The sequence below is a fragment of the Verrucomicrobiia bacterium genome (assembly GCA_019634625.1).
Classification (GTDB): Bacteria; Verrucomicrobiota; Verrucomicrobiia; order Limisphaerales; family CAIMTB01; genus CAIMTB01.
Genome location: JAHCBA010000004.1, coordinates 94171 through 112631, shown reverse-complemented (window position 1 = coordinate 112631; position 18461 = coordinate 94171). Strand labels below are relative to the sequence as shown.

14 protein-coding genes are annotated in these 18461 nt (G+C 66.0%); 8 read left to right on the top strand and 6 right to left on the bottom strand.

Features of this window, described 5'->3' with window-relative positions; translation table 11 throughout:
- The first annotated feature begins 553 nt into the window (after positions 1-553).
- The gene (locus KF833_03725; GenBank protein MBX3744394.1) at positions 554-1534 is read left to right on the top strand and encodes a transposase; all 981 of its coding nucleotides are present in this window, start codon (positions 554-556) and stop codon (positions 1532-1534) included.
- A gap of 67 nt (positions 1535-1601) precedes the next feature.
- Here the strand turns inward: KF833_03725 and KF833_03720 are convergent, their stop codons facing one another.
- The 4 genes from KF833_03720 to KF833_03705 all read right to left on the bottom strand — a co-directional run bounded on the left by KF833_03720 (position 1602) and on the right by KF833_03705 (position 7663).
- Entirely contained in the window at positions 1602-2906 is a 1305-nt protein-coding gene (locus tag KF833_03720; protein ID MBX3744393.1) for an ABC transporter permease, read from the bottom strand.
- A gap of 55 nt (positions 2907-2961) precedes the next feature.
- Positions 2962-3684 carry an ABC transporter ATP-binding protein gene (locus KF833_03715; GenBank protein ID MBX3744392.1) on the bottom strand — a complete coding sequence of 241 codons (723 nt, stop codon included), beginning with the start codon at positions 3682-3684 and terminating at the stop codon, positions 2962-2964.
- Positions 3685-3761: 77 nt separating this feature from the next.
- Positions 3762-5882: an efflux RND transporter periplasmic adaptor subunit gene (locus KF833_03710; protein ID MBX3744391.1), complete on the bottom strand. Its 2121-nt coding sequence runs from the start codon at positions 5880-5882 to the stop codon at positions 3762-3764.
- Complete coding sequence (locus tag KF833_03705) at positions 5879-7663, bottom strand: TolC family protein (protein MBX3744390.1); 1785 nt, start codon at positions 7661-7663, stop codon at positions 5879-5881. The genes KF833_03710 and KF833_03705 overlap by 4 nt, the downstream gene beginning before the upstream one ends.
- Before the next feature lie 288 nt (positions 7664-7951).
- Between KF833_03705 and KF833_03700 the strand changes: the two genes are divergently transcribed.
- From KF833_03700 to KF833_03675, 6 genes are all read left to right on the top strand, one after another.
- Entirely contained in the window at positions 7952-8347 is a 396-nt protein-coding gene (locus KF833_03700) for an iron-sulfur cluster assembly accessory protein (GenBank protein MBX3744389.1), read from the top strand.
- Positions 8348-8396: 49 nt separating this feature from the next.
- On the top strand, positions 8397-9017 hold the full coding sequence (locus KF833_03695) for a J domain-containing protein (GenBank protein MBX3744388.1): 621 nt from the start codon (positions 8397-8399) through the stop codon (positions 9015-9017).
- A gap of 18 nt (positions 9018-9035) precedes the next feature.
- Positions 9036-11918, top strand: coding sequence for an aminomethyl-transferring glycine dehydrogenase (gene gcvP / locus KF833_03690; protein MBX3744387.1), 2883 nt, complete (start codon positions 9036-9038; stop codon positions 11916-11918).
- Between the two features lie 558 nt (positions 11919-12476).
- Entirely contained in the window at positions 12477-14000 is a 1524-nt protein-coding gene (gene xylB, locus KF833_03685) for a xylulokinase (protein MBX3744386.1), read from the top strand.
- Positions 14001-14507: 507 nt separating this feature from the next.
- Positions 14508-15419 carry a FliA/WhiG family RNA polymerase sigma factor gene (locus KF833_03680; protein MBX3744385.1) on the top strand — a complete coding sequence of 304 codons (912 nt, stop codon included), beginning with the start codon at positions 14508-14510 and terminating at the stop codon, positions 15417-15419.
- A 59-nt stretch (positions 15420-15478) separates the two neighbouring features.
- Positions 15479-15706, top strand: a complete 228-nt coding sequence (locus tag KF833_03675) for a hypothetical protein (protein MBX3744384.1) — start codon at positions 15479-15481, stop codon at positions 15704-15706.
- Between the two features lie 145 nt (positions 15707-15851).
- Here the strand turns inward: KF833_03675 and sucD are convergent, their stop codons facing one another.
- Both sucD and sucC read right to left on the bottom strand, forming a co-directional pair.
- The gene (sucD, locus tag KF833_03670) at positions 15852-16751 is read right to left on the bottom strand and encodes a succinate--CoA ligase subunit alpha (GenBank protein ID MBX3744383.1); all 900 of its coding nucleotides are present in this window, start codon (positions 16749-16751) and stop codon (positions 15852-15854) included.
- 51 nt (positions 16752-16802) lie between these two features.
- Positions 16803-18008 carry an ADP-forming succinate--CoA ligase subunit beta gene (sucC, locus tag KF833_03665; GenBank protein ID MBX3744382.1) on the bottom strand — a complete coding sequence of 402 codons (1206 nt, stop codon included), beginning with the start codon at positions 18006-18008 and terminating at the stop codon, positions 16803-16805.
- Between the two features lie 62 nt (positions 18009-18070).
- Between sucC and KF833_03660 the strand changes: the two genes are divergently transcribed.
- Positions 18071-18337: a hypothetical protein gene (locus KF833_03660; GenBank protein ID MBX3744381.1), complete on the top strand. Its 267-nt coding sequence runs from the start codon at positions 18071-18073 to the stop codon at positions 18335-18337.
- Positions 18338-18461: the final 124 nt, after the last annotated feature.

The following is an 18461-nucleotide window of genomic DNA, read 5'->3' as shown; positions in this document are numbered from 1 at the left end:
ACTCGATCCTCCGAGGCGACGCTTCGCGAAGTTCGCGCCTCCACCCACAACTCCGGGGTGCACGGGATTGTCCCCCGCACGACTACCGACAAAGCCACCGAGGGAAGCTGGAGGGGGGCTGTGGGGCTGCAGCCGAGGATCATTGGAGATGACGAGAGCGGCCTGCTGGATGGCGCATTGGAACGGATGATGCCTCGTCGAGACCTGATTTCGCGGCGTTGGAGCGATCAACAAAATTGGTCTGGCTCACTATATGGGTCAACAAATAGAGTCTGACTAACTAAATAGCCTTCCAATCCAATGCCCACATCTGCATTCCCATCGATGTTCTGTTGCGAAGGACGCTGCGCCCAACTTTCGCCGCATCGGCGGTCAACAAAAGCAGTCAGGCTTGGTAAATGGATGAATGTTGACCCCCCTGTTTCGACCCTGGGTGGTCCGTGTTGGGTTGATCGGCGACAACTTGAGGGGGCGGAGCGTGCTCGACTTGGGGCGGGGCAGGGGTGAAGGATGGCCCGGGTTCAGGGATGGGGCACTGAAAGGAGAAGACCCGATGAGACTATCCAGGCTGAAGGCGGATGTCGGCGAGGCCGGCGTGTACCATTGCATGTCCCGAGTTGCGGGCGGTCTGCCGATGCTCAATGAAGAGGCGAGGGGGGAAATGGTTCGGTTGCTGGGGCGATTGGGGGAGTACAGCGAGGTGGAGGTGCTCACCTACTGCATGATGCCCAATCATTTTCACCTGCTGGTGCGGGTGCCGACACGCCGGCCGGCGGAATCGTTCACCGACGAGGAGATCGTCGCCAAGCTCGAGGCGTTTCATGGGCGCAAGGCCGTGCCGAGCCAACTGGCACGGGCGGCGGTGAAGGAGGGGGCACCGATCCCGGAGAAGATCCGGGAGAGGGTGCTCACGCGGATGCGCGAGGTTTCCGGGTTTATGGCGGAGTTCAAGCAGCGGGTGACGCGCTGGTACAACAGGAGGCACGACCGCTACGGATTTCTGTGGGGCGAACGGTTTCGGAGTGTGATGGTTGAGGACACGCCCGAGGTCTTGCGGTTGATCGCGGCCTATATCGACTTGAATCCGGTGCGTGCCGGGCTTGTGGCGGATCCGGGAAAGTATGCCTATGGGGGTTACGCGGCGGCGCTGGGCGGTGTCCGGGCGATGCGGAAGAGCCTGACGGAGATGCTCGGGGCGAAGGACTGGCCCGCGGCGGCGGCGGCGTACCGGGCGCTGATGGGGTTTTCGGAGGGAGGCGTGGGAAAGGCCGGGAGAGGGGCTGCCGGGAAGGAGGCCGCAGGGCAGGAGCCAGGCTCCGAGGCGCCGGTCTCGGTGTCGGACTTGTTGCGGCGGAGGATTCGGCACATGACCGACGGGGTATTTCTGGGATCGGAGGCCTTTGTGAATGCGATGTGGGAGCGGCACCGGGAAAAGTTCGACCGGCGCAGGAAGAGCGGGGCGCGACCAATCCGGGGGGCGGAGCTGCCGGGGCTGAGGGTGCTTCGGAACCTCCGGGTCCGGGCGGTGGAGTGAGGAAGGATGGAGGGGGGCAGGGACCGGACGGCGCTGGAGCGGACGGCGCTGGAGCGCACCTACTCGTTCATTCGTGGCGGAGGGCGTCGATGGGATCGAGGCGGGCGGCGGCGCGGGCGGGGTAGAGGCCGAAGATGATGCCGATGGCGCCGGAGATGCCGAAGGCGATGAGGACGGACCAGACGGTGACGATGGTCTTCATGGTGGTGATCTGGGAGACCACGACCGGGGTGAGGACACCGACGATCACGCCGATGAGGCCGCCGCCGACGGAGAGGACAATGGTTTCGACAAGGAACTGACGGGTGATGTCGCGGCGCTTGGCGCCGAGGGCGCGGCGAACGCCGATTTCGCGGGTCCGTTCGGTCACATTGGCGAGCATGATGTTCATGATGCCGATGCCGCCGACGAGGAGGGAGATGGCGGCGATGGAGCCGAGGACGATATTGAAGATGCGCTTGGTTTGTTCGGCCTGGCGGAGGAGTTGGAGGGGGACAATGACCTCGAAGTCCGGCTGGTCATGGAACCGGTCGAGCAGGGCTTTGATCTGGGGATCGGCGGTTTCGACAGCCGCGGTGTCCTGCATTTGAACGGTGATCTGGTGGAGCTGGACCTCCTCGGCTTCGAAGCTGCCGGCGGTGCGGCGAATCAGGACCTCGCCGAATCGGGTGCGGGAGGTGGAGAGGGGGATATAGACGTTGTTGTCGAGGGGTTCGCCCTCCATGCGGCCGGACTGGGTGCGTTGTTCAGGCTGGCTCTGTTCCTCGAGGATCCCGACGATCCGGTAGTAGAAGGCGTCGATCTTGATGGTGTTGTCGATGGGATCCTCGGAGGGGAAGAGGCGGCGGGCGAGTCCGGTGGTGATGACGCAGACATTGTTCTGATGGACCTCATCGATGTGGGCGAGGAAGCGGCCGCGGACGATGCGGGCTCCGGCGACCTCGGTGTAGGAGGGGAGGGTGCCGATGACCTGGCAGGGGATTTCGTTGCGGGAGTAGCGGACGTTTTCGCGGATGATGCGCATCGGGACGACGCGGACCACGCCCGGGATGGTGGACTGGAGGCGGGAGGCGTCCTGGTAGGTGAGGCCGTACTTGAGCTGCATGCCGCGGGGCCCTCCTCCGCCGGACTGCTGGCGGGCCTGTTCGGGGGGCTTGATGCTGCGGAGGATGATGTTGCTGCTGCCGAGGCGTTTGATGGCCTCCTGGGCTTCGAACGAGGCGCCCTCGCCAATGGCCAGCATGGCGATCACCGAGCAGACGCCGAAGATGATGCCGAGCATGGTCAGGCCGGAGCGCAGCTTGTGGAGCAGGAGGCTCTTGATGCCGAGGCGGACGATGCTGGCGAACTGGAAGCTCAGCGGGGAGGCCATGGAGAAGGGGTGCTGGCAGTCGTGAAGTCAGGAATGGGCGATGGTCGCCGGAGGGTCAGGCGACGGGGACCGGTTGGGGGGCGGGAGAGCCGGGGACGGGGCGATTGAGGACCTCGCGATCGATGAGGCCGTCCTTCATGTGGATGACGCGGTGGGCGCGGGCGGCGACGCGTTCGTCGTGGGTCACGAGGACGATGGTTTTTCCGCTGGCGTTGAGCTGGTCGATGAGGTCGAGGACCTCCTTGCCGGTACGGGAGTCGAGGTTGCCGGTGGGTTCGTCGGCGAGGATCATGACGGGGTCATTCACCAGGGATCGGGCGATGGCGACGCGCTGCTGCTGACCTCCGGAAAGCTGATTGGGGCGGTGATGGAGGCGGTCGCCGAGGCCGACGAGGCGGGCGAGTTCGATGCAGCGATCCTGGAACTGGCGCAGGTCGGCTCCCTGGTAGAGGAGGGGGACCTGGATGTTCTCGATGACGGTCAGCTGGGCGATGAGGTTGTAGGACTGGAAGATGAATCCGATCATGCGTCCGCGGGCCTCGGAGAGTTCGTCGTCGGGCATGATCGAGACATCCTCCCCGCCCAGCCAGTAGCTGCCGGCGGTGGGGCGGTCGAGGCAGCCGAGGATGTTGAGCATGGTGGACTTGCCGGAGCCGGAGGGGCCCATGATGGCGACGTAGGAGCCCTCCTCGATGCTGAGGTGGACACCCCGGAGGGCGAGGACGTCGGCTTCGCCGCCGAGGACGTAGCGTTTCTCGACGCCCTGGATGCGGATGATGGCGGAGTCCGCGGACATGGGGGATGGATGGGGAAAGAGGCGGGGTGGGGAGTGGGTTCGGATGAGCCTGGATGAGCCTATTCGGGGGGGCGTTCAGCGCGTCCTCCTGGACGTCCACCCCCGCCGCCCTCCCGGGGACCGGCTCCTCCGCCGCCGAAACCGCCACCGCCACCGCCACCGCCCTCACGGTTACGCCCGCCGCCGAGGGCCTGGCGCATGGCGGCGCGCTCCTCTTCGTTCAGTTCGCCATCGCCGTCCTTGTCGAACTGGCGGAGCATTTCCTCGCGATTGAAGCGGGGGCCGCCCTGGCCTGCGCCCGGGCCCTGCGCCGAGCCCGGGCCTTGGGCGGCCTGGGCATCCGCGCCGCGGGGCTGGGCCTGGCCGGCGAACCGGGCGGCCATGGCGGCGCGCATGGCCTCGCGTTCCTCGTCATTGAGCTGGCCGTCGCCATCGCGGTCGTACTGTCGGATCAGGGCCTGGAAATCGGCACCGCCGGGAGCGCCTGGGGCGCCTGGGGCGCCGGGACCGGCTGCTCCGGGGGTGGTGGGGGCGCCGGGATTTGCGCCGGGAATTCCGGGCCGGGCGGCGAGGCTGCTGCCGGGGGCGCCGGGGATGGCGGTGGATTCACCGGGGGCGGGACGGGGGCGGGAATCCGGTCGGGCGGGGGCATTGGTGAGAGCGGCTCGTTCGTCGGGGGTGAGGACCGAGCCTTCGAGGTCACGTTCCTGGGAATCGAAGGGCGGGGCGAGGAGGACGCGGTCGCCCTCATTCAGGCCGGAGAGGATCTGGATGAACCGGGTGTTGTACATGCCGGGTTCGACGGGGCGGGGTTCGGGGGTGCCGCGGTTGAGGACATAGACGACCTGGCGACCGCGGTGGGTGGTGACGGACTGGATGGGGACGGAGAGGGCGTTGGCGATGTTGGTGACGATGATTTCGGCCCGGGCGGAGACGCCGGGTTTCACATCGGGGAGGGGATCGGTGATATGGACGTCGGTGTTGTAGACCTTGAGGTTGGGGTTGCCCCAGCGGCTCTGGGTGTCGGGGAGGAGGCCGACGCGCTCGACGTAGGCGGCGAACCGGGTATCGGGCATGGAGTCGAGAATGACGAAGGCGGGGAGTCCGGCACGGATCATGTTGATGTGGGATTCGTGCACCTTGACGGTGACCTTCATGCGGGAGGTGTCGGGGAGCTTGATGATTTCCTGGCGGTTGCGGACGACGGCGCCTTCCTCGATGAGGGACTCGCTGGAGAAGCGGTTTTCGCTGACGGCATAGACGACGAGGCCGTCCTGGGGAGCGTGGATCTTGGTGGCTTCGAGGTTGCGGCGGTCGCGTTCGAGTTTGCGTTGATTGAGGATGAGGGTGTTGGACTGGGTGAGGAGGTCGGCCTGGGACTGGGCGATGCGGGCGCGGGATTGGGCGACGACGCGGTCGAGTTCCTTGCGGGCTTCGTCGAGACTCGACTCGTACTGTTCCTGGAGTTTGCGAAGATCGAACTGCTGGAGGAGCCAGAGGGTGTTGGTGGCGACGATGAGGGCGTTGCGCTGATTAAGGACGGCGAGGCGGTCGCTATCGACCTTCTGCTGGGTTTCGTAGCCCTTGGCGGCGAGGTTGGTGGTCCAGTTGTAGTTTTCGAGGGCGATGGCGAGCTGGTTTTCGGCCTGGACGACGCGATTGCTGGACTCGATGAGATCCACGTCGCGCTGGCCCTGGAAGAACTTCTCGAGGTCGAGATCGGCGAAGCGGACCTTGAGTTCGGCGGCGCTGATGTCGCTTTGGGTGGCGCTTCTCTGAATGGAGAGTTGTTCCTGGGCCTGGATGAGGCCGAACTGGGCTTTTTCGAAGTTGATGAGCTGTTGGTTGACCTGGTCCTCGGCCTGGGCGGAGTCGAGTTCGACGATCATGTCGCCGCGATGGACGAAGCTGCCTTCGGGGACGATGTAGATGATGCGGGCGGTGCCTTCGACCTCGCTGCGGATGCTGACCTCGCTGACGGCGGCGAGGTTGCCGGCCTCGACGATGGAGACGGTGAAGGTGCCGCGGCGGACCTCATGAAAGCCGGTGGACGCGGCGGAGTCGCGGGGGGTGGCGACGGCGACAATGAGGACGATGAGGAGGAGGGCGGCGACGCCAAGGAGGACGTAGCGGCGGCCCGGGGAGGCCGGAAGGCGGTGGGTGATGGACTTGAGGTTCATGGGCGCGGTTCAAGAAAGTAGTCTGGAGGGAGGACATCGCCATCGGGCATTCGCAGCGGAGGTTCCCCCAACTGGTCCGGGGTAAGGCGGGCGGAGAGGGGATCTTCGAGCCAGAAGGCGGGTTGTTCGGAGCGGGGGACACCGAGGTCGAGGAGCAGTTGGAGTCGGGACTGGAGGTAGGTGACGAGGGTGGAATTGACCTGGTTTTGGGCGGCGATGAGGGAGTCCTGGGCTTCGCGGAGATCGCGGACCTGAACGCGGCCGGCCTCGAGGCGGAGGGCATTGAACTCGACGCGGCGGCGGGCGACTTCGAGGGAGGCCTGACTGTTGAGGTAGTTGAGACGGCGCTGCTCGAGGGTGCGGAGGCCGCGGTCGATGCGATCCTTGAAGGTGTCGAGGGTGAGGGCGAGGGAGCGGACCTGGGATTCGAAGGAGACCTGGGCGGCGCGGTAGGCGTTGCGTTCGCGGAGGCGGTCGATGGGGAGGTCGAGGGAGAGTCCGACCGAGTAGCGGAGGTCGTCGAGGTCGAAGCGGGCGTAGTCCGTGGGGGCCTCGGACTGGAGGGAGGCGGTGCTGAACAGGCCGAGGTCGGCCTTCAACTGGTCGGCGGCGACGCGAAGGCGGCGTTGGCTGTCCTCGAAGCGGTCGATGGCGTTGAGGATGTCCATGTGTTGATCGACCGCCAGACGGAAGCCCGCCTCGCTGGCGATCTGGATGGGCTGGAGGCCTTTGGCAATGAGATCGTCGAGGTCGGCGTCGTCGAGGTGGATCTCCTCGGGGATGGGGACGCCCAGGGTGAGTTTGAAGGCGGCCATCTGGTTGAGGTAGGAGGCCACGGAATTGATGTAGCCGATGCGGGCGGTGAGTTCGGCGGTGCGGGCGTCATCGACGGCGCTTTGCTGTTCGCGGTCCACGGCCCGGGCCTCGAGGTAGCGGGTGATATCGACGCGGCGGAGGTAGTCCATGTGGTTGTTGCGGACGACATCCTTGAGGGCCAGGAGGCTGAAGTAGTCGTTGACCACGTTGACGGCGAACTGGTGCTGGAACTGCGTGTAGGTGCGGATGGCATACACGACGTTGCGTTCGGCCTGGGTGAGATTTTCGACGGTCGGGTCGTTGCGTCCGAAGCCACGGAGGAGGGGTTGGGTGAGCTGGACGGAGATGAGGCTGACGGCGGTTTCGCGGGGGCCCTGACCCGAGCCGGCGCTCCAGCTGGTGAAGTAGCGAAGAAGGTCGTTGGCGAGGGCGGCGCTGAGACGGCCGCCGGTGCGGAGGTACTGGCTCACGCCGACCTGGGAACGGACGGTGCCGATGTCGCTGCCGGCCGGGCTGCCGCTGACCTGGGCGGTGGAGCCGGCAAAGAACTGGGGGGAGAACTGGTACCGGGAGCCGGTGAGAGTCAGGGCGGCGAGGTAGAGCTGTTCCTTCTGGGTCTGGTACTCGCGGCTGTGACGGACGGCGAGGTCCAGGGCCTCCTCGAGGCGGATGAACCGGCGTTGCGGGGCGGTACGCTCCGCGAAGATCTCGTCGGGGTGAATGGAGGCCGGGTCGCGGTCCGAGTACGGGGTGGCTATGGAGAAGAGGTTGGTGCGACCGAAGATGCGGTTTTCGGCCTCCTCGATGATGCGGTACACCTCGCGGTCGGCGGCGCGTTCGTAGCGTTTGGCGGAGCAACCGGAGCCGAGCAGCACGCCGAGGAAGGCGATGAGCAGGGCAGGAAAAAAGAGCGCGCCGGGGGCGGCGCGTCGGAGTTGGCGGAGGGGCGGCTGAACGGGCAACACGAGCTGGTGTGGGTGGACGGGGGTGAGGCTGATATGGTTACAGGGGGTTTGTCGAGGGGGACGCGATTGGCGGGGCGATGACAAGGGAGGGTGAGGGCTTCCCGTTGACGTTTTGGGGAGGGGAGAGGAGAAGGGAGGTGGCGCTGCGCACAAGACCGTGATGGGGCCCACGGAGCGCAGCAAGGGCACGCCCCGGGACCTCTTGGGAGGTTCCGGGGTTCCTCGTTGATGAGGGGGTGGGTACGGTTGCGTTGACGCTTTGGGGTGGGCTCACTAGGTTGACCGCGCATGATAGCCGGTACGTCCGCTGCTCCTTCGGCCACCACGGTGCCTCCCTCGACGCGTCGCGGGGACGAGCGTCTGATTCGATTGTCGGCGGCGGCGGGGGAGAAGGTGCGGTCTTTGCTACAGAGGCAGGGGCGACCGACGGGGGTGCTGCGGGTGGCGGTGGTGGGTGGGGGATGTTCCGGACTGCAGTACAAGATGGATTTGCAGGACCGGCCGCAGAACCGGGACATTGTGGTGGATTCGGCAGGGGTTCAGGTGGTGGTGGATCCGAAGAGCGCGTTGTACGTGACGGGTTCGGAGCTGGACTTTGTGGATGCGCTGCAGGAGGGGGGGTTCAAGGTGAAGAACCCGAATGCGGCGACGAGTTGCTCATGCGGGGAGAGCTTCAGCGCCTAGGGGCGGGCCTGGTCCGGCGGCAAACGACTGGCGTGGGAATGGATGCCTAATGGATGCGTATGCGGTGCTGGGGGAATCCCGGAGGCCCTGGCTGGACGCGGACGCCTTGAAGGCGCGGTACCTGGCGTTGTCTGCGGCGTCCCATCCCGATCGGTTTCATGGGGCGCCGGAAACAGAACGGTTGGAGGCGGGGCGCCGGGCGATGGAGATCAATGCGGCCCATGGGATCCTGAGCGAGCCTCGGGCGCGGTTGCTGCATCTGCTGGAGCTGGAGACCGGCCGGAGGCCGGCGGACATCCAGCGGATTCCGCCGGGGACCATGGACCTGTTTGTCGAGGTGGGGCAGTGCTGTCGGGACGTGGACGGTTTTCTGACGGAGCGGGACGCGGTGACGTCGCCGGTATTGAAGGTGCGGATGTTCGAGCGCGGGATGGAGTGGGTGGAGCGGTTGAGGGCGCTTCAGGAGACGGTGCGGGCGAAGGGCGCGGGTTTGGAGGAGGAGTTGAGGGGAATGAATGCCGCATGGGAAGGGGCGCCGGCGGAGGGCGCTTCGGGACGGGCAGGTTGTCTGCCTCTGGGGCGGTTGGAGGAGATCTACCGGGTCCTCAGCTACGTGGCGCGCTGGACCGAGCAGATCCAGGAGCGGGTCGTCCGGTTGGCGGCGGTTTGAGGTTCGACGATTTTCGATATGGCGAACGCAACTTTGACCGGCCCTGCGGGGTCCGACACCGACTCCTTTCTCTGGCGGCACCTGGGGCCACGGGCGGACGAGATCGGGGAGATGGCCCGGGCGTGCGGGTACGATTCCCTGGAGGCGTTGGTCGGGGCGGCGGTGCCGGCGGGGATTCGGATGGAAGGGGGACTTGATCTGCCGGGACCGATGGGGGAGGTGGAGGCCTTGGAGCGGTTGAAGACGATGGCGGCGCGGAACGAGGTGTACCGGTCGCTGATGGGAATGGGCTATTACGGGACGGTCATGCCGGCGGTCATCCGGCGGAATATTTTGGAGAACCCGGGCTGGTACACGCAGTACACGCCGTATCAATCCGAGATTTCGCAGGGCCGGCTGGAGGGGTTGCTGAATTTCCAGACACTGGTGACGGAATTGACGGGGATGGACATTGCCAACGCCTCGTTGCTGGACGAGGCGACGGCCTGTGCGGAGGCAATGATGATGTGTCACCGGGTGAAGGCCGGCGAAGGGCGCCCCGGGGAGGCGCCGCGCGACCGGTTTTTTGTGGCGGACACCTGCCATCCGCAGAGCGTGGCGCTGGTTCGCGGCCGGGCGGAGGCGTTGGGACTGGCGGTGGAGGTGGGCGACTGGCGGGGATTCGAGGGCGGGCCGCGGTACTTTGGGGCGCTGATTCAGTATCCGGACACGTTCGGGGAGGTGCATGACCCCGGGGAATGGGCGGCACGGATTCGGAGTGGGGGGGTGCTGGTGGTGGTGGCGACGGATCTGCTGGCGTTGACGGTGCTGCGGCCGCCTGGGGAGTGGGGTGCGGACGTGGCGGTGGGGAGTGCGCAACGGTTCGGAGTGCCGATGGGGTATGGCGGTCCGCACGCGGCGTTTTTCGCGACGCGGGAGGTGTTTCGGAGGAGCATGCCGGGGCGGTTGGTGGGGGTGTCGCGTGACTCGCGGGGGCGTCCGGCCCTGCGGTTGTCCTTGGGGACGCGCGAGCAGCACATTCGTCGGGAGAAGGCGACTTCGAACATCTGCACCGCCCAGGCCCTGCTGGCCAACCTGGCGATGGCCTACGCCTGTTACCATGGTCCGGAGGGACTGCGGGCCATGGCGCGGCGGGTGCATGAACGTACGGCGCGACTGGCGTCGGGATTGGAGCGGTTGGGCTGCCGACTGCAAACGGCGTCGTTTTTCGATACCCTGACGGTCGAGGTGGCGGATGCCGGGGCGGTGCATCGGGCAGCGCAGGCGCACCGGATCAATCTGCGTCCCCTGGACGCCACGCGGGTGGGGGTATCCCTCGACGAGATGGCGACCGAGGCGGAGGTCGAGATGCTCTGGCGGATTTTCGGCGGGGAGCGGGAGGAGGAGATTCGTTTCGGCGAGGTGGCGCCGGTACGGGCGGCGTGGGTGGAACGGACGACGCCGTATCTTCGGCATCCGGTCTTTCACCGATATCGGAGCGAGACCGAGATGCAGCGGTACCTGCGCCGGCTGGAATCGCGGGATCTGTCGTTGTGCCACTCCATGATTCCGTTGGGTTCGTGTACGATGAAGCTGAATGCAGCGGCGGAGATGCTGCCGCTGAGCTGGCCGGAATGGAACGGGCTGCATCCCTTTGCGCCGGAGGAACAGGCGGCGGGGTATCGGGAGTTGTTCCGGGATCTGGAAGACTGGCTGGGACGGATCACGGGGCTGCCGGGGGTTTCGTTGCAGCCAAACGCCGGATCGCAGGGGGAATACGCGGGGTTGCTGGTGATCCGGGCATGGCATCGGAGCCGCGGGGAGGGGCACCGGGACGTTTGTCTGATTCCCACCAGCGCGCACGGGACGAATCCGGCCAGCGCGGTGATGGCGGGGATGCGGGTGGTGCCGGTGGGATGCGACGGGCAGGGGAATATCGATCTGGACGACCTCCAGGCACGAGTGTCAGAGCATCGTGCCCAACTGGCCTGCCTCATGGTCACGTATCCCAGCACGCACGGGGTTTTCGAGGCGTCGATCCGGGAGGTGAGCCGGTGGGTGCATGAGGCGGGGGGACAGGTCTATCTGGACGGGGCGAACATGAACGCACAGGTGGGATTGACGAGTTCGGGGCTGATGGGGGCGGATGTGTGCCACCTGAATTTGCACAAGACGTTCTGCATTCCGCATGGAGGAGGCGGTCCGGGCGTAGGGCCAATCTGCGTGGCGGAGCATTTGACGGCGTTCCTGCCGGGGCATCCCCTGGGTGCGGAGGGGGAGACGGGGACGATCCCGGCGGTGAGCGCGGCACCGTGGGGGAGCGCCTCGCTGCTGCCCATTCCGTGGATGTATATCAGGATGATGGGAGGCGAGGGCCTGACCTTGGCGACGCAGGTGGCCATCCTGAATGCGAACTACGTGGCGAAGCGCCTCGAGGGTTATTTCCCGACGTTGTACCGGGGGGAGGGCGGGTTGGTGGCCCATGAATGCATCCTGGATCTGCGACCGTTCAAGAGCGTCACGGCGGAGGATGTGGCCAAGCGGTTGATCGACTACGGCTTTCACGCTCCCACCCTGAGCTGGCCAGTGGCCGGGACATTGATGGTGGAGCCGACGGAATCGGAATCGAGGGCGGAGCTCGACCGGTTTTGCGAGGCCATGAAGGCAATACACCGGGAGATCATGGCCATCGAGCGTGGGGAGGCGGATCCGAAGAACAACCTGTTGAAGAACGCGCCGCACACAGCGGACCAGGTGGCGGCGGACGTGTGGGACCGGCCGTACTCGCGGGAGGCGGCGGCGTTTCCGGTGGCGGGTTTGCGGGAGACCAAGGTCTGGCCATCGGTGAGTCGCGTGGACAATGTGTACGGGGATCGGAACCTGGTGTGTTCCTGTGTCGGCATGGAGGCCTACGCGGGGTGAATCCGTGTCGGTCCGCTGGGCACCCTCCGCGGGTGTCGAAGCGGGGATGGAGACTCGCAAGACCGGCCGCTTCAAGGGGATGACCCGGGCCGGGATTCCTGGGGACTCCTGGCGAGAGCACGATGCGCTTCCGGTTGGATCGTTGGATCGTCTCCGGAATAATAGGTCAGGCGATATAATGCTGACGCGTGCTGACACAACCGGCACGTTCCCATCCTCCCGAAACCCATCCGGACGTGGCGCTATGGATGGCCTTGCTGCGGGGAAGGCAACATCGATATAAATATGTTACAGACTGGCCCTTTTCAAATAAGTCCAGTCAACAAATAACAAGTCAACAAGTAATGTCAGGCATATTGCATTTGATCAATTAATTAAAATTAAAACGCATGGCACTTTAAATGAAAGTCACGTCAACAAATTATGTCTGGCTTAATGCTTTACCAGGCATTCCGGCCCAAGTTGCTCCGATGGATCGGTCGTGCGGGTGGTGGGAGGGGACTGAACGGGCTTGGCGGGAAGGGGGGGAGCGGCGGAGACTCCGGGCTTTCCCAATCCATGAGAACGCTGGCGATCGGAATTGATTCGGGCACGCAATCGACAAAGGCCCTGGTGGTGGACACACGTTCGGGGCGCGTGTTGGGGGAAGGTTCGGCCGCGTACGATCTGCTGCCTGGGCTGGCGGCCGGTCACAAGGAGCAGGATCCAGCCGTGTGGATCGATGCCTTGAAGGCCTCCGTGGGTACGGCGCTGAAGGCGGCGCGGGCGCGGGCGGGGGAGGTGGTGACGATGGGGGTGAGCGGGCAGCAGCATGGGTTTGTTCCGCTGGACGGGCAGGGACGGGTGATCCGGCCGGCCAAGTTGTGGTGCGACACCAGCACGGCGGCGGAGTGCGAGGAGATCACCGCGGCGCTGGGGGGGGCGAAGGCGACGATCCGGGCGCTGGGCAATGCGGTGCTTCCCGGATTTACCGCCGGGAAGATCCTGTGGTTGAAGAAGCGGGAGCCGCGGAATTACGCCCGGCTGGCGACCGTGCTGCTGCCACACGACTATTTGAACTGGTGGCTGACGGGGAGGGCGTTCATGGAGTATGGAGATGCCTCGGGGACGGCGCTGATGGATGTGCGGCGACGGCGCTGGTGCGAGGCGGCGGTGGCGGCGATCGATCCCGAGCTGACCGGCAAACTGCCGGCGTTGTCGGCGAGCGACGAACCGGCCGGGACGTTGACGGCAGCGGCGGGCGAGGCGCTGGGATTGCCGGCGGGGGTGTTGGTGAGTGCCGGGGGCGGCGACAACATGATGGGGGCGATCGGGACGGGGAACACGCGGGCCGGGGTGGTGACGGCGAGCCTTGGGACCAGCGGAACGATCTATGCGTGTTCGGAGCGACCGGTGGTGGATTCGCGGGGGGAGATTGCGGCGTTCTGCGACTCGACCAACCGCTGGCTGCCGTTGCTCTGCACGATGAATGTCACGGTGGCCACCGAAATGGTGCGGCGGGATTTCGAGCTGGACCACGCAGGGTTCGAACGGATGGCGGCCAAGGCGCCGCCGGGTTGCGAGGGGTTGATCCTGCTGCCGTACCTGGAAGGCGAACGGACACCGAATGTCCCGGACGGAACGGGGGTGTATCTGGGGGTCCGTCCGGGGACGTTCACGGCGCGGCATTTCGCACGGGCAACGATGGAGGGGGTCACGCTGGGGATGAACTACGGCATGCGGCGGTTGGCGGAGTTGGGGGTGCGGGCCCGGCAGGTGCGGGTCACCGGCGGGGGGGCGCGTTCGAAGCTGTGGCGGCAGATCATGGCGGACGTTTTCGATGCCGAGGTGGTGACGCTCCGGATTGCCGAAGGGGCGGCTTACGGGGCGGCGTTGCAGGCACTGTGGTGCTGGAGGCTGTCCAAGGGGGAGAAGGTGCGGATGGAGGAGATTACGGATGCCTTTGTGAAGGTGGCGTCCAGGGAGACAGCGTTGCCGGTGGCGGAGAACGTCGAGCGCTATCGGGAGTTGCAGGGGGTGCAGGACGGGATGAGCCGCTCCCTGCGGGAGGTGTTCAGCGCGCATCGGCGTCTGGTGTCGTGAGGGGGGGTAAGGGGGCAGGAATTGCCGGGCTGACTGGGCAGGGAAAGGTTCCCCGTCGTCCGGGCATCCGGGGGAAATGCGCCAAGGGGTTGATGATCAGGGATCGGGTGGGAGTGCCAAAGCTGGCATCGCGTATGCTTTAAGGGGGATGTCGTACATGTGGTGCAAGAGTCGAAAGTCGGATTGAAGCTTTGGGAGTGGGGGACGGTACCGGCCAACAGGTGGCGAACCGTCCGCGGTCCGTCGCATGGGTGCGAGCGGACGAGGGCAGGCGGGCTTCAGATCGGGGGATGGGTCCGGGGGTTGGGCTTCGACGCGGGAACCGCACAGGACGTGTGTGTCCGTGTTCAGCCAACAACAACCGAAATCCGTTTCTCTCCAGGAGTCATGATGACCGCCGATGCCAGTATTCCAAGTACGTCCGAAGCTGCTGTTTCCCAGGCCTGCCCGGGATCCCCGGGTGACGGTTTTGGGACCGAGAGCGCCAAGCCCACCGAGGCGGACCCGATGGAGGCCTTGTGGCGGGGTTATGCCGAGAACGGGCAGGGCAGCGTCGAAGAAGGGGAGATTCTGGGGCGCCACCTCCATCTGGTACGGATCGTGGTGGGGCGGATTGCGTTGTCCTTGCCGGCCCATGTGGACACTGACGATCTTCACAGCGTGGGGCGCGTGGGGTTGCTCAACGCGATCCGGCGCTTCAATCCCCATTGCGGGGCGGCGTTCGAGACATACGCCCGGCTTCGGATTCGCGGGGCGGTGATGGACGAGTTGCGGCGGCTGGACTGGGTGCCGCGGTCGGTGCATGAGAAGGCCGACCGCCTGCAGCAGGTGCTTCGCGGGCTGGAGCAGGAACTCGGTCGGTTCCCGACGGAGGAGGAGGTGGCGGCGAAGCTGGCGATGACCTTGAAGGACTACCGGCAACTGCTGCTGGAGGTGCGACCGGCGACCTACGTCTGCCTCGACTCCGTCAGGAGCATGGAGAGTGAGGATGGGGGTTACCAGGGCGAGGTGCTGCCGGACGAGAGCGTGCTGGAGCCGGATCAGGCGACGGCCCTCCGGGAGGATGTCAATCTGCTGGCGGAGCGCATTGCGAGTCTGCCGGAGGTGCAGCAGAAGGTGCTCGCGCTGTATTACTACGAGGATCTGACCTTGCGGGAGATTGCGGAGGTGTTTGGGCTTACCGAGTCGCGGATCTGCCAGATTCACGGCCAGGCGGTGCTGGCACTCCGGGCGCTTTTTGCGCCGGACGAAGAGGTGCCTGGCGACCCGTGGAGCGGTCGGGTGGCGGGCGCTGGCATCCCGTCGAAGGCGCGTGTGGGCCGTCGCGTGGGCGGACTGGGGGCGGGGCGCAACCGGGCGAGCGGACTGCCGAGGAACCCCGGGTTGCGGCGGGCCGGGCTGTTCTCCGTGGCGAATTGAGGCGGTAGGGAGATCTCTCGAATAGGCGGCGCGGGGTTGGCGTCCGGAACATCTTTTTCATGAATACCGACATCACCATCGACGGAACGACCTACCGCCTGGCCGCGTTTCGGAGCCGTCAGGGGTGGCTGGGGGAATGGCTGGAGGAGGGAAGCGGTCGTTCCGGGGTGGTGTCCACGCCCTCCGGTTCCGCGGAAGAGGCCCTCGATCGGGCGCGGGAGGAAGCCCTGGCGGTGCATCATCGGGACGCCGCGCTGGCGCCGGTTCGAACCGCAGTCGTTCCGTGATCCAAGGATCGGTGGGCGGCGGGGGGGAACGTCGGCGATGGCTGGGCCCTGCGGCCGGCGCTGAGGAATCCGTCGTGGCGAAGGCGTCTTCAGGGCGCAAGGGGCATGCGCGTCGCCCCGCCGAGGTGCCCGGGTTCGGCGCCTGCTACATCATTTTCAGGAGGGTGTCGGCCATATCCGACGGGGTGGTGGCGATACCGATGCCGGCATCGCGGAAGGCGTTGATCTTGGCGGCGGCAGTTCCCTTGCCACCGGAAACGATGGCGCCGGCGTGGCCCATGCGGCGTCCCGGGGGAGCCGTGGCTCCGGCGATGAAGCCGGCGACGGGCTTGGAGCCGTGAGCGCGGATCCACTCGGCGGCTTCTTCTTCCGCGGAGCCTCCGATTTCCCCGATCATGATGATCCCGTGGGTGTCGGGATCGGCCATGAACATGCGGATGACATCGAGGTGGGAGGTCCCGTTGACGGGGTCACCGCCGATGCCGACGCAGGTGCTTTGGCCGACGCCCCGGCAGGTGAGTTGCCAGACGGCTTCGTAGGTCAGTGTTCCGGAGCGGGAGACCACTCCGACATGACCCTTTCGGTGGATGTATCCCGGGGAGATGCCGATGCGGCAGCCGCCCGTGGAATCGGGTCCGTCGCCCGGAGTGACGACGCCCGGGCAATTGGGCCCGATCAGCCGGGTGGACGAACCGCGCATCGCGCGCTTGACCTGGATCATGTCCACGACGGGGATGCCTTCGGTGATGCAGACCACGAGTTCGAGGCCGGCATCCACGCCTTCGAGGATGGCGTCTGCGGCGAAGGGGGGCGGGACGAAGATGGCGCTGGCGGTGGCGCCGGTGGCGCGCACGGCTTCTGCGACCGTGTCGAAGACGGGAACGGCATAACCTTCCTGAGAGAACATCTGGCCACCCTTGCCCGGGGTGACTCCGGCGACCACGCGTGTGCCGTAGGCCAGAGAGAGTTGGGTGTGCCGGGCGCCGAAGCTGCCGGTGATGCCTTGGACGAGAAGCCTGGTTTCCGGGGTGACGAGAATGGCCATGGGGCGGGAGCGGAGTGAATTGGGGGGGGAAGAGGCGGGGGGGGGCTGGGTTCAGGCTGCGACGGCGTGGACGACCTTCTGGGCTGCGTCGGCCATGGAGGTGGCGCTGACGATGGTGAGTCCGGATTCGGCAAGGGTCTTCTTGCCCGCTTCGACATTGTTGCCTTCGAGACGGACGACGAGGGGCAGGTTGAGCCGGGTTTCGCGGACGGCGTCCACGATGCCGGAGGCGATCACGTTGCAGTCCATGATGCCGCCGAAGATGTTGACCAGGATGCCGCGGACGTGGGGGTCGTCGAGAATGATTCGGAACGCTGCGGTGACCTGGTCGCGGCTGGCTCCGCCGCCGACGTCGAGGAAATTGGCGGGTTCTCCGCCGAAGTGCTTGATGATGTCCATGGTGGCCATGGCGAGTCCGGCACCGTTGACGAGGCAGGCGATGCTGCCGTCGAGTTTGATGTAGTTGAGGGCATGCTTGCTGGCCTCGATTTCGAGGGGCGCCTCCTCGGCCATGTCGCGCATGGCGACGATATCGGGGTGCCGGTAGAGGGCGTTGTCGTCGATGCTCATCTTGGCGTCCACGGCGAGCAACTGGCGCTTGCCGTCGCGGTCGGCGACGATGCAGAGGGGATTGATCTCGAGCATGGAGGCGTCGCTGTTCCACCAGGTCTCGAAGACGCCGCGGAAGAACCTGACCGCCTGGTTGAGGAGTTCGCCACGGAGATCGAGGGCCACGGCCACCTTGCGGCCCTGCCAGGGCTGGAAGCCGACGGCGGGATCGATGCGTTCGCGGATGATCTTCTCCGGGTGGGTGGCGGCGACCTCCTCAATGTCCACGCCGCCCTCGGCGCTGGCCATGAGCATGGGTTGTCCGGACTCCCGGTCGAGGAGGACGGCGAGGTAGAGTTCCTTGAGGATGTCGGGGGCGGCGGCGACGAGGAGTCTGCGGACGACGCGGCCGTCGGGTCCGGTCTGCTTGGTCACAAGGACCTGGCCGAGCATCGAGCAGGCGCGGTCATAGACCTCCTGGGCGGAGCGGCAGAGCTTGACGCCACCTTGGAATCCGTTCTTGAAGGTGCCCTTGCCGCGACCGCCGGCGTGGATTTGGGATTTGACCACGACGCGTTGTTCGCCAGCGGCGAAGAGGCGATCGGCGGCGGCGCGGGCGGCCTCGCCAGTGTCGCAGACGTCTCCTTTGGGGACGGCGACGCCGTGACGTTCCAACAACTGCTTGGCTTGGTACTCGTGCAGGTTCATTCGGCGTAAAACTCCTTGTGGCCCCGGTGGATTTCGGCGAGAAGATCGGAGCAGTTCCGATCATGAAACCTCATCGAGGCGCTCTCATCCTTGTGCTGGGGATCCTGGGGTTGGTGGTGTGTTTCCCGTGTGGAATTGTCGCGTGGGTGTTGGGTCAGGGCGATCTGAGGGAGATCGACGCCGGGTCCATGGATCCCACGGGGCGCGGATTGACGCAGGCGGGCCACATTCTCGGGATCGTGGCCACGGTGCTGGCCGCGATCGGGCTGGTGGTGGCGTTTATTTTCCTCGTCTTTGGGGTGATGACCGGAGTGCTCGCCGGGCGTTGAGCCTGCCGCGCATGGGGGCCTTGGCGCGGTGGGACGGAGGTTTCTCATGCCGGGGATGCGGGATCGGAATCGCCGGGCCAATCTAGGAATCCGCACCTCACAGAGGCAATGGTTTTCCCGAAGC